A 13,966-nucleotide genomic window follows, 5' to 3' on the forward strand; every position below is an offset into this window, starting at 1 on the left:
ACGGATAGCCCGCCATGCTGCCGCACGGTGGTTCAGCCCGCCCTGCGCGAAGAGTCCTTCGGAGCGATCTTTACCGTCCCCGGGTCAAACCCCTTCCGCCCCCGTACTGCCGGCAAGATCGTCACATCCATCAGTGTGTCAATGATGTGGCGGCGCTGGTCGTTGGTCACGTCGTGTGAGTACCACCACGCGCGTACGTCAGGGGCTGCGACGGCCGGACCAAGGATGTCCACTCGCCCCACATCCGCCAACTTCGCCTCGATCTCGGCAATGTCCGCCTCGGCTGCCTCGATGCCAGCCAACATCGTTGACCTCGGGATGCGCTTCTTCGCGTAGTCAACGCCGAGCTGCTTGAGCAGGACCCGCGAAGCCTCCAACTCTTCGCGGAGAGCGTCTACATCGGGCCGGTCGTGGTCGATGAGCAGATCAGCCCCATCACGCTCGATTAGGCCGATCACGACATCGCTCACCAGGTCGTCCACCGGCTGCGTCATCCGGCTGACGTGCTTGCCGGTGCGGCAGGTGTAGTTCTTGGCTCCCGTCCTCGACTGGCCGCTCATGTTGACTGACTCGCCGCACAGACACATCGGGCGATTCCGGTGAGAAGGCCCATGGCGGACTTGCCGGTCTTCATCTTCCGCGCCGGGCTTTCCAAGATGGCCTTGACAGCGCGCCACGTCGGTTCGTCCACCAGAGCTGGCCACGCGGCCTTGGTGACCACCTCTCCGCGATGGGACCGCAAGCCAGCGTTGCGCGGGCTCACAAGCCACTTGCGTAGCGTCTCCGTGCGCCACAGGTTCCCTTGGCCGGTCCGCAGTCCAGCATCGTTCAGCGCGCGCACCTGGGACGCGAGGTTGCTCTTGGCGAGAATCGCACGGTAGACGGCCTTGGCCGCCTTGGCCTCACTCTCGCGTAGCGTCACACGGTCAGGCTCGTAGCCGAACGGCCGAGGACCGGGTGCCGGTCGCCCCTTCTCGGCGTGCTGGCGGCTCGCCCGCTTCTGGCGCTCCGACTTCAACTCCGTCTCGTACCGGGCGTCACTTGCCGCGTTGTCGAAGAACTTTCGCCCCTGCGGTGTCGAGAGGTCGAACGTCATCCCGCGAGCGTAGGAGACGACTACCGGCTGAGGCGCGGCAAGACACGTCTCGTAGAACCGATACTCGTCGGTCTTGGTCTTCAGAAGGCGCTCACTGGACCAGGCGATGACCACATTGATTTCACCGGACGCGATCAGCTTGAGCAGCTTCTCGAATCCGGGCCGCCGACGGAGCGCGGTCTTGTCGTTGTCAACGAGCCGGTGCGCCACCGGCCACCTGTTGTAGTCGGCGTGGGCCTCGCAGTCCTCACCCTGCCGGGCGATGCCCTCCCCTTCGCGGCTCGTGCCCTTGTGCGGGTCGTCGGAAAGGCGGAGGCAGATCGCGGCTCGCCTCTCCTGGCTGCTTAGAGGTCGCGCAGATAGGTCAGCGGGGATGAGCCGGGTAGGAGACGGGCACAGGCATCAGTAATCATGAAGGTTCCTACGCCTAATGATCACTGGAACGCCTGTGCCCGCTGTCCCATCATGGCTGAGCGACCCCTTGTGGGACCAGTTCGCCGCGCTGCTGCCACCCCGTCCCGCTACCGACCCCACCCATCCGCTGGGCTGTCACCGCCGGCGGGTCGCCGACCGGATCGTGTTCGACAAGTTGCTGCAGGTGCTGCGTTTCGGCTGCTCCTACCAGGGCATCGCTGACTCGACCTGCTCGGCCACCACGATCCGCAACCGCCGCGATGAGTGGATCCAGTTGGGCGTGTTCGCCCAGCTCAAGACGATCGCGCTGAACGCCTACGACCGTCTCGTCGGGCTGCTGCTGGACGACCTCGCCGTCGATGGGTGCATCACCAAGGCGCCCGGCGGTGGCGAGGTCGCTGGCCGTTCACCGGTCGACCGCGGCAAGCAAGGCATGAAACGTTCGGTCATGGTCGAGGCCCGCGGCATCCCACTGGGTCGCGTCCTGGCCGGCGCCCACCGCCACGACTCCCCGCTGCTGGCATCCACCCTGGACCGGCTCGACGACCTCGGCCCGCTGCCCGCCACCATCACCGTGCACCTGGACGCCGGGTACGACTCCCAGAAAACCCGCGACCTGCTCACCGCCCGCAGGCTGACCGGCGAGATCGCCCGCAAGGGCGTCAAAGCCCCAATCCAGGCCACCCGGCGGTGGCACGTCGAGCGCACGAACGCCTGGCACAACGCCTTCAACCGGCTGCAACGCTGTTACGAACCTAAAGAAGACGTGGTCAACGCCTACTTCGACCTCGCCGACGCCATCATCACCATCCGTAGCCTCATCCGTCACGCATGGATCTTGTACCGGTGGGACACCCGCCCCACCCGCCGGCCATGAAGCCCACCTAATTTGCGCGACCTCTTAACAGCGTCATATGTCAATACTAGCAAAATCACCCACCTGATCGGGTGGGTGACCGAGAAGACCCACCGCCCCCCGGGGCGTAGCACCCGGGCCGCCTCGCGCATCACCGCCGCCGAGTCGGCCACGAACGGGATCGCGCCGAACGCCGTGCAGACCGTGTCGAAGGCCGCGTCGGCGAAGGGGAGGGCCAGCGCGTCGGCCTGCACCAGCGGGACGCGTACCCCGCTGCGGTCGGCGGACTGGGCGGCGTGCCGGAGCATGCCGGCGGACAGGTCGAGGGCGACCGGCCTGGCCCCCTGGGTGGCCAGCCACCGGGCGGCGGCGGCCCCGCAGCCGAGTTCCAGGATCCGCCGGCCGGCGAGGTCGCCGAGCAGCCGGGCGTCGGCCTCGTGCAGTCCCTCCGGGCACCAGACGAAATCCACCTCGCCGAGGAAGTGGCCGTGTTCGGCCTGGTAGTCGTCGGCGTCGGTGTCCCACCAGCGGCGGTTGGCCCGGCGCGCCTCGGCGTCGCCGACCCGGCGGCGCAGTACCCGGTTGTCGTCCACGCGCCCACGCTAGGCCCCACCCACCGGGCGGCCGTCGTCGGTGCCGACCCACGGGTGTGACGCCTGTTACAGAAGTGGGGGATTGCTGGCGATTCATCGGCTTTTGCAGCTGACGCGCCCCGGAGAGGATGGGAGGGCTTGCACGCTGTGGTAATGCACCCGGTAGGCTAGACGATGCGCTCGCGGATCGTGTGTCTCGGCAGGGAGCAGGCGCGCGGTCAACGGAGCCACATCATGATCTCAGTAGACGATCGTTCGGTGTGCCCGGAGGCGGATCCGCTGGCGCGAACAGGTCACTGCGACACAAGCCTGCTGTGACAAACCATCCGACCGGAGCAACCGCCCACATGACGAGCAGCATCGAGGCCCCCTCGAGCGCCACCCGGGTCACCCACGACGATCTCGGTTCCGAGGAAGCTTTCCTCGCCGCGATCGACGAGACCATCAAGTACTTCAATGACGGCGACATTGTCGAAGGCACCGTCGTCAAGGTCGATCGGGACGAGGTCCTGCTCGACATCGGCTACAAGACCGAGGGTGTCATCCCCTCTCGGGAGTTGTCGATCAAGCACGACGTGGACCCGGCCGAGGTGGTGTCGGTCGGTGACCAGATCGAGGCCCTCGTCCTCCAGAAGGAGGACAAGGAGGGGCGTCTGATCCTCTCGAAGAAGCGGGCGCAGTACGAGCGGGCCTGGGGCACGATCGAGAAGATCAAGGACGAGGACGGTGTCGTCCGCGGCTCGGTCATCGAGGTGGTCAAGGGCGGCCTCATCCTCGACATCGGGCTGCGTGGCTTCCTGCCCGCCTCCCTGGTCGAGATGCGTCGCGTGCGTGACCTCCAGCCGTACGTCGGCCGGGAGCTCGAGGCCAAGATCATCGAGCTGGACAAGAACCGCAACAACGTGGTCCTGTCCCGCCGGGCCTGGCTCGAGCAGACCCAGTCCGAGGTGCGTACCGAGTTCCTCAACAAGCTCCAGAAGGGGCAGGTCCGCAAGGGCGTCGTCTCCTCGATCGTCAACTTCGGCGCGTTCGTCGACCTCGGCGGCGTGGACGGTCTGGTGCACGTCTCCGAGCTGTCCTGGAAGCACATCGACCACCCGTCCGAGGTCGTCGAGGTGGGCCAGGAGGTCGAGGTCGAGGTTCTCGACGTCGACCTGGACCGTGAGCGGGTCTCGCTGTCGCTGAAGGCGACCCAGGAGGACCCGTGGCGTCAGTTCGCCCGCACCCACGCGATCCAGCAGATCGTGCCGGGTAAGGTCACCAAGCTGGTGCCGTTCGGTGCGTTCGTCCGGGTGGACGACGGCATCGAGGGTCTGGTCCACATCTCCGAGCTGGCCGAGCGCCACGTGGAGATCCCGGAGCAGGTCGTCCAGGTCGGCTCCGAGGTCATGGTCAAGGTCATCGACATCGACCTCGAGCGTCGGCGGATCTCGCTCTCGCTCAAGCAGGCCAACGAGGGCTTCGTCGAGGGCGAGGAGCACTTCGACCCGACCCTCTACGGCATGGCGGCGACCTACGACACCGAGGGCAACTACATCTACCCGGAGGGCTTCGACCCGGAGACGGGCGAGTGGCTCGAGGGGTACGACAAGCAGCGCGAGACCTGGGAGAACCAGTACGCCGAGGCTCGTCAGCGTTGGGAGGCGCACACCAAGCAGGTGCAGAACTCCCGGGCCGCCGACGCCGAGGCCGCTGCCAACCCGGCCCCTGCGGTCACCGCCGGCACCACCTCCTCGACCAGCCCGGCCCCGAGCCGGCAGACCGAGGAGCCGTCCGGCACGCTGGCCACCGACGAGGCGCTCGCCGCACTGCGGGAGAAGCTCGCCGGCGGCAAGTGATCCACAGGCACCACCCGAAGGCCCCGTCCCCGGCTCCCCACGGCGGACGGGGCCTTCCCCTTTTCCCGAACCGACCGACCCGACCGACCCCACCGACCCGACCGATCCGACCCGGGGCCGCCTCGTCGTCGGTCCACCTCGCCTGGACCGGACGAGGTCGATCGGGTTCACTGGTGCGGTGTTGAAGGTGGGCCTGACCGGAGGCATCGGTTCCGGTAAGAGCGCGGTGGCGGCGCGTTTCGCGCGACTCGGCGCGGTGGTCGTCGATTCGGACCGGATCGCCCGGGAGGTGGTCGCCCCGGGCAGCGAGGGGCTCGCCGAGATCGTCGCCACCTTCGGCGCAGGGGTGCTCGCCCCCGACGGTTCCCTCGACCGGCCGGCGCTCGGCGCACTGGTCTTCGGCGACGAGGCGGCGCGCCGTCGGCTGGAGGCGATCACCCACCCCCGCGTGCGGGCCCGTTCCGCCGAGCTGGCCGCCGCCGCGTCGCCCGAGGCGATCGTGGTCAACGACGTACCGCTGCTGGTCGAGGTCGGGCTGGCCCCGACGTACCACCTGGTGGTGGTGGTGCGGACGGCGCCGGAGATCCGGCTGGCCCGGCTGGCGCGGGACCGGGGAATGAGCCGGGCGGAGGCCGAGCGGCGGATCGCCGCGCAGGCCGACGACGCCCGCCGCCGGGTCGTCGCCGACGTGGTGCTCGCCAACGACGCCACCCTCGACGACCTGCACGCCGCGGTGGACGCGCTCTGGCACGAGCGACTCGTGCCGTACGAGGAGAACCTGCGCCGGCGCCGGGTGGTCCGGGTAGGGCAGGTCCGGCTCACCGAGCCCGATCCGACCTGGCCGGAGCAGTACGACCGGCTCGCCGCCCGGATCCGGCACGCGTTGGGCCCCGCCGACGTCCGGATCGACCACATCGGCTCGACCTCGGTTCCGGGCCTGCCCGCCAAGGACGTCATCGACGTCCAGCTCGCCGTGTCCTCGCTGGACGAGGCGGACGGCGTGGTCGCCGAGCGGCTCGCCGCCGCCGGGTTCCCCCGGTTCCCCGGCGAGTGGTGGGACAGCCCCCGCCCTCCGGGTGGGAAGCCCTGGCCGAAGCGGTTGCACGGCAGTGCCGACCCCGGTCGGCCGGTCCACCTGCATGTTCGTGAGGCCGGCTCACCGGGCTGGCGGTACGCGCTGCTGATGCGCGACCACCTGCGGGCCGACCCGGAACAGCGGGCGGCCTACCTGGCGATGAAGCGCGCCGTGGCGGCAACCGCCCCGGACAACGTCGGGTACACCACGGCCAAGGAACCATGGTTCGACGAGGAGCAGGTCCGCGCCGAGGCATGGGCCGCCCGTACCGGCTGGGGTCCCTGACCGGACGGTCGGCGTCGCCTCCCGGGGCGCGACACCTCCGGCCGGCACGGTGGGGTCAGCGGGTCGATGAGCGGGGGACCGGGGGCAGTCGGGGTACCGGCGCCTGCACCAGGTCCAGTTGGGCCCACGCGCCGGTCCCGGTCCGTAACTCCAGCCGGCGCAGGACACCGGAGCGGTCGAGCCAGTACCGCAGCGCGTGTCGTCCGCCGTACACCTCGATGACGTCCACCGGTTGCCTGCCGGCGTTGTCCCGCCGCAGCCAGGTGGCCCGGTCCGGGTCCGGCGGCTCCCGGCCGGCCCGCAACGCCGAACCGACCAGCAGGTCCAGCTCACCCGGGCCCGTTCGGCCCCGCTGCCAGCGGGCGTCGCGGGGTGGCGGCAGGGGCGGCCGGGCATCCGGGGCCTCGTCCCCGACCGGGACCTGTGTCCGGGCCACCCCCGACCGGTCGTGGCGGGTGAGGGTGCGCTGCTCGGGCGCGTCGAGGTCGGTCGTGGCGAGGTAGGCGACCTGTCCACGCCAGTCCAGCCAGCCACCACCCCGCAGGTTCGCGCCGGTGCCGGTGGGGGCGGCCAGGGTAAGCGCGGTGCCTCCGAGGGCCCGGTTCCGGGCCGGCATCGCGGTCAGCCGCTCCGCCTCCTCCCCGGTCAGGTCCCGGGGCAGCCCCCGGGCTCCCCCGAGGGCGGCCACCGGGTGCAGCGGCGGGCGGTGCGACCGGTCCAGGTCCAGCGTCACCGGTACCGCGTCGGGCAGCCGGGCCGTCAGGCGGTGCAGTCGGGCGTCCCGATCCACCCAGTAGCGCCACCCGTCGTCGGGCGGGGGTCGGGTGGGCGTGCCGCTGGCGGGGGAGTCGGGCGGGACCGGCAGGTCCGCCATGCGGAACACGTCCACCGGGCTGCGGCCGACGGTGTCCCGGGCCACCCAGCGGGCACCGGGCAACCGCGCGACCGGGTCGGGCCGGTCGGCGGCGAGTGCCAGGAGCAGATCGAGGAGGGCGGCCACCGGCGGGCGGTCCGGCAGGTCGCGGATCCGCCAGTTGTCGGCGGGGGGCACCAGTGGCGGGACGGCCGGCGTGAGCACGGCGGCCGGGTCGGGACGGACCGCCATGAGGTCGGGGGTCGCCTGTACCAGCCCGCGGAGCGGACCGGCCCCCGGGCCGCCGACGTCGAGGTACACCAACGGCCGGGTCCAGTCGACCCAGCCGACCGCCTCGACGCGGTCGCCGCCCCGGCCGACGGTGGCCCGCACCCCGGCCCGTCCGTCCCGGTAGTTCGTGACCCGGACGGCGGCCAGCCGTTCGGCCTCGGCGACGGTGAGCGCACGGGTCGGGGCGGGCGGGTCGGGCTGCCAGGTGAGCAGCCCGGCGACCAGGGCCGAGGCGGTGACGGCCGCCACGACGCCGAGCCCGACCAGGCGGGTGTGGCGCCGGCGCGTGGACCGGACCGCCCGGCCGTCGGCACCCGGGTCGCGACGAGCGGTCCGGGTGGTGGCGTCCCGACCTCGACGGACGGTCCGGGTGGTGGCGTCCGGGTCGCTGCGGACGGCCGGATCGGCGTCGCCCGGGGCGGGCGCGTGTCCGGGTCCCGGCTCGGGCGATGTCTCCACGAGTGGTGAAACGCCCCGACCGGGCTGGGGTGACGAGCAGGGGCGCTCGCGGCGGCCGGTCTGCGCGCTCGGCGCGACCGCACCGGGGGCGCACGCCGGTCGACCTGGGTGCCGCGACCCCTGCGCCGGGCGGGTCGGCCGACGAGGGCCGGGCCCGGCCCGGTCGGCCGCCGCGAGCGGCCTACGGAGCACACCCTAGCGTGGTGAGATGTAGCCCACAACGAGAATATCGAAGCTGGTCAGGGCGGGTCCCGGGTTCGGGTCGGAGTGTCACACCCGCGGCGTACCGTTGGGTCATGGCGCTCGACATCCCCCGTCTCGACGGACGTTTCCAGGTCGTCAGCGATTTCCAACCGGCCGGCGACCAGCCCGCCGCCATCGACGACCTGGAGCGGCGTGTCCGCCGGGGCGACCGGAACACGGTCCTGCTCGGCGCGACCGGCACCGGCAAGAGCGCCACCACGGCCTGGCTGGTCGAGCGCCTGCAACGGCCGACGCTGGTCCTCGCCCCCAACAAGACCCTCTGCGCCCAGCTGGCCAAGGAGTTCAGCGAGCTGCTCCCGCACAACGCGGTGGAGTACTTCGTCTCCTACTACGACTACTACCAGCCCGAGGCGTACATCCCGCAGACCGACACCTACATCGAGAAGGACTCCTCGATCAACGAGGAGGTCGAGCGGCTGCGCCACTCGGCCACGATGTCCCTGCTCACCCGGCGGGACGTGATCGTGGTGGCCACGGTCTCGGCGATCTACGGCCTGGGCACCCCGGAGGAGTACCTCGACCAGGCCGTCCGGGTCACCGTCGGGCAGGAGGTCGACCGCGACCAACTGCTGCGGCGACTGGTCGAGATCCAGTACACCCGCAACGACATGGCCTTCCAGCGCGGCACGTTCCGGGTCCGGGGCGACACCCTGGAGATCATCCCGGCGTACGAGGAGTTGGCGCTGCGGATCGAGCTCTTCGGTGACGAGGTGGAGAAGCTCTACTACCTCAACCCGGTCACCGGCGACGTGGTGCGGGAGATCCCCACTCTGTTGATCTTCCCGGCCTCGCACTACGCCACCGGCGCGGAGCGGATGGAGCGGGCCGTCCGCGACATCGAGGCGGAGCTGGCCGAGCGCCTCGCCGAGCTGGAACGGCAGGGGAAGCTGCTGGAAGCGCAGCGGCTGCGGATGCGCACCACCTACGACCTCGAGATGATGCGGCAGGTCGGCTTCTGCTCCGGCATCGAGAACTACTCCATGCACATCGACGGTCGGCTGCCCGGCAGCCCCCCGCACTGCCTGCTCGACTACTTCCCGGACGACTTCCTCACCGTCGTCGACGAGTCGCACGTGACGATCCCGCAGATCGGTGGCATGTACGAGGGTGACGCCTCCCGCAAGCGGATGCTGATCGACCACGGGTTCCGGCTGCCCAGCGCGGCCGACAACCGGCCGCTGCGTTTCGACGAGTTCCTGGAGCGGGTGGGCCAGATGGTCTTCCTCTCCGCCACCCCGGGCCCCTGGGAGATGGAGCAGGCACAGGGCGAGTACGTCGAGCAGGTGATCCGTCCGACCGGGCTGGTCGACCCGGAGGTCGTCGTGAAGCCCACCAAGGGGCAGATCGACGACCTGATGCACGAGATCCGCCTGCGGACCGAACGCGACGAGCGGGTGCTGGTCACCACGCTGACCAAGAAGATGGCCGAGGATCTCTCCGACTACCTGTTGGAGAACGGCATCCGGGTGCGCTACCTGCACTCCGAGGTCGACACGCTGCGCCGGGTGGAGCTGCTGAGCGAGCTGCGCAAGGGCGATTACGACGTGCTGGTCGGCATCAACCTGCTCCGGGAGGGTCTCGACCTGCCCGAGGTCTCCCTGGTGGCGATCCTCGACGCCGACAAGGAGGGCTTCCTGCGCAGCGGCCGGTCGCTGATCCAGACCATCGGCCGGGCAGCCCGGAACGTCTCCGGTCAGGTGCACATGTACGCCGACAAGATCACTCCGTCGATGGCCGAGGCGATCGACGAGACCAACCGGCGGCGGGCCAAGCAGGTCGCGCACAACGATGCCCACGGGATCAGCCCCGAACCGCTGCGCAAGAAGATCCACGACATCCTGGACGACATCTACCGCGAGGCGGAGGACACCGAGACCGACCACCGGGTGGGCGGTGCGGTCCGCCAGCTCTCCCGGGGCAAGGCCCCGGTCAAGGAGACCCGCAGTCGCTCCCGGGTGACTGCCGGCCCGTCCCGGGAGGGGATGGCCCGCGCCGACCTCGCCCAGCTCATCCAGGAACTCAACGACCAGATGCTCGCCGCTGCCCGGGAGTTGCAGTTCGAACTGGCCGCCCGGATCCGGGACGAGGTCGCCGAACTCAAGAAGGAGCTGCGGGGCATGGACGCGGCCGGGGTGAAGTGACGTCCTGGGGCGGCTCACCGGTCGGTGGGCAGGGTGTCCCGATCGTCGGACCGCCGTAGCCCCGTTCGCGTCCCGGGTCGCCGGACCGTAGGCGACGCGCCGGCACCGCTTGTTGCTCTCTGTGAGCAGGGTATTGCGTGGGGTTTCCGCCGCCCGTAGTCTCCGACGGTGGGAGGCCGGATGCCGCTGCCAACGAGTCCCGTTATCCGCCGGGCGCGCCTGGGCGCGGAGCTGCGCCAGCTTCGTCGCCAGGCGGCGCTCACCCTCGAGCAGGTCTGCGAACGGCTGGGCTGGGCTTCCACCTCCAAGCTGTCCCGGATCGAGCTGGGGCAGAGCCGCCCCGACCTGGCCGACGTCTTCGACCTGCTCGACGTCTACGAGGTCCCGGTGGCGCAGCGGGAGGCGCTCATCGTCATCGCCCGGGACGCCGCGACCAACCGGAGCTGGTGGAAGGCCCTCGGTGAGATGGGGGAGCGGCAGCGCACCTACGCCGAGCTGGAGGCGGGGGCGGCCACCATCTTCGAGTACCAGCCCGCGGTGGTGCCGGGGCTGCTCCAGACCCGGGCGTACGCGCGGCTGCGGGTGGCCGCCGGCCGGCTGATCGACCCCGAGATCGACGTGGAGGCGGACACCCGGGCCCGGGCTGCCCGCCAGGACGTGCTGCAACGGGCGGATGCGCCCCGCTACACCGCCGTCCTCGACGAGGCGGTGCTCACCGGTGCCGGCCTCGCCGACCCGGTGTGGCGGGACCAGGCGCGGCACCTGGTGGCGGCGGCCCGGCGGACGAACGTGACGATCCGGGTCCTGCCCCGGGGCGTCCCGGTGGCCGGGAGCGTGATGCACCCGCTGACGCCCTTCTCCTGCTACGCCTTTCCGGATCCGGCCGACCCGCGCACCGTGGTGCTGGAGGCGCTCACCACCGACCTGCGGCTGACCGCCGAGCCGGACGTCCGCCGTTACGAGCAGATCGCCGGCTGGCTGCTCGACGCGGCCCTGTCCGCCGCCGACACGATCGAGCTGCTCACCAGACAGGAGGCCGACCAGTGAGCCGGCAGCCGGGCCGTGTCCCCGACGTCACCGGGCGTGCCGCTGGAATCCGCCCTCCGAGTCGATGACCTGACCGGTGATCCAGCGGGCCTCGGGTGAGCAGAGGAAGGCCACCAGGCGCGCCGCGTCCCCCGGCGTGCCCCACTGCCCGCCGGGGAAGTGGCGGGCGACCGCGGCGTGCACCTCGGGCGGGGCGTAACCGGTGTCAGTGGGGCCGGGGTTGAGGCAGTTGACCGTGATTCCCCGGGGCATCAGCAGGGGCGCGAGCTGCGTGGTCAGGTTCTCCACGGCGGCCTTGCTCACCGCGTACGCCAGTTCGTCCGGCATCGGGCCGAGCCGCTGGCCGCTCGAGAACAGCACCAACCGACCGCCGTCACCGCCGGTGAACGCGGCGGCGAAGGCCTCGGCCAGCAGCAGGGTCGCCCGGACGTTGACCAACAGGTGCCGGTCGATCTCGTCCGCCTCCAGCGTGCCGAGCGAGGTGCGGGTGGAGTAGGCGTGCACCGCCACCACCGTTTCCAGCCGGCCGTACCGCCGGACGGTCTCGGCAACCAGGGCGGCCGGTGTGGCCGGGTCCAGCAGGTCGGCGGTGACGTGGTGGGCCGCTCCGCCCAGCTCGGCGAGGAGGTTCGGCACGCCCTGCGGGTCGCCGCCGTAGGGCTGGGCGTCGTCGTAGCGGGGCAGGCCGGTGAGCAGGAGCCGGTGACCCGTCGTCGCGAGCGCCCGGGCGACCGCCGCGCCGATGCCGATGCTCCGACTGACTCCGGTCACCAGGGCCACGCGCTCGGTCATGCCCGCGAGCCAACCACAGGTGCCGGGCGGACACGATGGCCTTTTCGCTGCCCGGGCCCGCCCTCCGGACCTCCTCGTCGACGCCGGGCGGCGCCGTCAGGCCGGTACGTCGACGAAGTGCTCGATCCGCGGAGGGTTGGCGAAGTGCGGCCCGATCAGGGCCCGCCACTGCGTGAACCGTTCGGTGCCCCGGAACTCGCGTTCGTGGGCCTCGACGGAGTCCCACTCGACGAGCAGCACGAACCGCGACGGCGATTCGACGCCCCGGGTCATCCGCACCGAGCGGCAGCCGGGCGTGCTGGCGAGAATCGGGTGGCCCTGGGCGTACGCGGAGGCGAACGCGTCCTCGTGTCCGGGCAGTACGTCGATGAGCGCGACCTCAAGCACCATGCCCCGCAGCCTGCCATGCCGCTCGACGGCCCCGAGCGGCGGTGCGGTCCCGTCCGACACCGGCTGGGCGACGGCTGTGCTGGACAGGGGATGTCGGCTGTGCCGGTCGCCCCCGAACAGCCCCGGGGTTCGCCAGCTTGCACCTAGCCTCCTAGGACGCTAAACGCGATGTGTCACCTCGCGCCCTACCGCGCGCATCACCCCTGGTGGCACGCCGGAACGCCGGGCCGCCCGCTCCGGAGCCCCGGAGCCGGTGACAGGCAAGAGAACGTGACGTGGTCGGCATTCGTCGTGCCGGAAGATGCGCCGGGAGGCGTGCATGGTGAACAATGACCGCTGAGGAGGGGAGTATCCCTCGCGACGGTGTCGTCAGCACGGTCGAACGTCCCCGACGGTCGACCCGGCACCATCGGTCACCGATCCGTCCGCGGAGCGGTGGCGGGAGAGACCTCCGACAGTCACCAACGTCAGCGTCACCGGCACACCGAGCCCTGCCATGCCCCTTGTCCGACGGGGTTGCGGTGTGCCTGTCGCTGTGTGTCTGCCGGAGGATATGCTGTGAACGTGTCCGGACTGGTCTGGGCCGTGACCCTGATCGCGCTGACCGCGATCCTGGTTTTCGACCTGTTGGTAATCGGCCGTCGCCCCCATGAGCCCAGCGTCCGCGAGTCCAGCCTCTGGGTGGGATTCTACGTCGGTCTGGCCCTGCTCTTCGGCGTCGGCCTCTGGGTGTTCGGCGGCGGCAAGGTGGCCGGTGAGTTCTACACCGGCTGGCTCACCGAGTACAGCCTCTCGGTGGACAACCTCTTCGTATTCGTGATCATCATGGCCCGGTTCGCGGTGCCCCGGCAGTACCAGCAGAAGGTGCTGCTGATCGGCATCGTGCTGGCGCTGATCATGCGGGGTGGCTTCATCGCGGCCGGCGCGGCGCTGATCTCGCAGTTCACCTGGGTCTTCTACATCTTCGGTGCGTTCCTCATCTACACCGCGATCAACCTGGCCCGGCAGGGCGAGCCGGACGAGGACGAGTTCACCGAGAACGTGCTGATTCGGTGGAGCCGGCGCGCGCTGCCCATCTCCAACGGCTACGACGGCGCGAAGATGACCACGCGGCTGTACGGTAAGCGCCTCTTCACCCCGATGCTGATTGTCATGATCGCGATCGGCACCACCGACCTGATCTTCGCGCTGGACTCGATCCCGGCGATCTTCGGCATCACCCAGGAGCCGTACCTGGTCTTCACCGCGAACGTCTTCGCGCTGATGGGGCTCCGGCAGCTCTACTTCCTGCTCGGTGGTCTGCTCGACCGCCTGATCTACCTCAGCACCGGACTGGCCGTGGTGCTCGGCTTCATCGGCGTCAAGCTGATGCTGGAGGCCCTCGCCGAGAACAACCTGCCGTTCCTCAACGGTGGCGAGCACGTCAGCTGGGCCCCGCACATCCCGATCTGGCTCTCGTTGACGGTCATCCTCGGCACGCTCGCCGTGGCGACGATCGCCAGTCTGATCAAGTCGTCCCGGGACCGCCGCCGCGAACTGCTGGTCGTCAAGCACTGACCGACTCGCCGCCTC

Annotated in this window: 11 protein-coding genes and 1 pseudogene; 6 read left to right on the plus strand and 6 right to left on the minus strand. The window is 70.6% G+C overall.

Going from position 1 to position 13,966, the window contains the following annotated elements; genetic code table 11:
- Positions 1-32: 32 nt before the first annotated feature.
- Entirely contained in the window at positions 33-560 is a 528-nt protein-coding gene (locus tag GA0074694_RS18550) for a hypothetical protein (RefSeq protein ID WP_091460104.1), read from the minus strand.
- Entirely contained in the window at positions 557-1,495 is a 939-nt protein-coding gene (locus GA0074694_RS18555; RefSeq protein ID WP_342670954.1) for a recombinase family protein, read from the minus strand. The genes GA0074694_RS18550 and GA0074694_RS18555 overlap by 4 nt, the downstream gene beginning before the upstream one ends.
- 49 nt (positions 1,496-1,544) lie before the next feature.
- Here GA0074694_RS18555 and GA0074694_RS18560 point away from each other — a divergent pair, with 49 nt between their 5' ends.
- Positions 1,545-2,387: an IS5 family transposase gene (locus tag GA0074694_RS18560; RefSeq protein ID WP_091460097.1), complete on the plus strand. Its 843-nt coding sequence runs from the start codon at positions 1,545-1,547 to the stop codon at positions 2,385-2,387.
- A 50-nt stretch (positions 2,388-2,437) separates the two neighbouring features.
- Here GA0074694_RS18560 and GA0074694_RS18565 read toward each other — a convergent pair.
- Positions 2,438-2,959: pseudogene (locus GA0074694_RS18565) on the minus strand (class I SAM-dependent methyltransferase); the annotation flags it as partial.
- 347 nt (positions 2,960-3,306) lie between these two features.
- Here GA0074694_RS18565 and rpsA point away from each other — a divergent pair.
- A complete protein-coding gene (gene rpsA / locus GA0074694_RS18570) occupies positions 3,307-4,797 on the plus strand; it encodes a 30S ribosomal protein S1 (protein WP_091460111.1) in 1,491 nt (496 codons plus the stop codon).
- Between the two features lie 178 nt (positions 4,798-4,975).
- Positions 4,976-6,157: a dephospho-CoA kinase gene (gene coaE / locus GA0074694_RS18575; protein WP_091460114.1), complete on the plus strand. Its 1,182-nt coding sequence runs from the start codon at positions 4,976-4,978 to the stop codon at positions 6,155-6,157.
- A gap of 55 nt (positions 6,158-6,212) precedes the next feature.
- Here the strand turns inward: coaE and GA0074694_RS18580 are convergent, their stop codons facing one another.
- On the minus strand, positions 6,213-7,760 hold the full coding sequence (locus GA0074694_RS18580) for a hypothetical protein (RefSeq protein WP_091460117.1): 1,548 nt from the start codon (positions 7,758-7,760) through the stop codon (positions 6,213-6,215).
- Between the two features lie 296 nt (positions 7,761-8,056).
- Between GA0074694_RS18580 and uvrB the strand changes: the two genes are divergently transcribed.
- Both uvrB and GA0074694_RS18590 read left to right on the plus strand, forming a co-directional pair.
- On the plus strand, positions 8,057-10,165 hold the full coding sequence (gene uvrB / locus GA0074694_RS18585; RefSeq protein WP_091460119.1) for an excinuclease ABC subunit UvrB: 2,109 nt from the start codon (positions 8,057-8,059) through the stop codon (positions 10,163-10,165).
- A 180-nt stretch (positions 10,166-10,345) separates the two neighbouring features.
- Positions 10,346-11,212, plus strand: a complete 867-nt coding sequence (locus GA0074694_RS18590) for a helix-turn-helix domain-containing protein (protein WP_091460122.1) — start codon at positions 10,346-10,348, stop codon at positions 11,210-11,212.
- Positions 11,213-11,239: 27 nt separating this feature from the next.
- Here GA0074694_RS18590 and GA0074694_RS18595 read toward each other — a convergent pair whose 3' ends face one another.
- Positions 11,240-12,004, minus strand: coding sequence for an SDR family oxidoreductase (locus GA0074694_RS18595; protein WP_091460125.1), 765 nt, complete (start codon positions 12,002-12,004; stop codon positions 11,240-11,242).
- Between the two features lie 96 nt (positions 12,005-12,100).
- Entirely contained in the window at positions 12,101-12,394 is a 294-nt protein-coding gene (locus GA0074694_RS18600; RefSeq protein WP_091463378.1) for an antibiotic biosynthesis monooxygenase family protein, read from the minus strand.
- A 558-nt stretch (positions 12,395-12,952) separates the two neighbouring features.
- Here GA0074694_RS18600 and GA0074694_RS18605 point away from each other — a divergent pair.
- A complete protein-coding gene (locus GA0074694_RS18605) occupies positions 12,953-13,951 on the plus strand; it encodes a TerC family protein (RefSeq protein ID WP_091460128.1) in 999 nt (332 codons plus the stop codon).
- Positions 13,952-13,966 lie beyond the last annotated feature (15 nt).

The organism is Micromonospora inyonensis, assembly GCF_900091415.1.
In the GTDB taxonomy this organism is placed as follows: Bacteria; Actinomycetota; Actinomycetes; order Mycobacteriales; family Micromonosporaceae; genus Micromonospora; species Micromonospora inyonensis.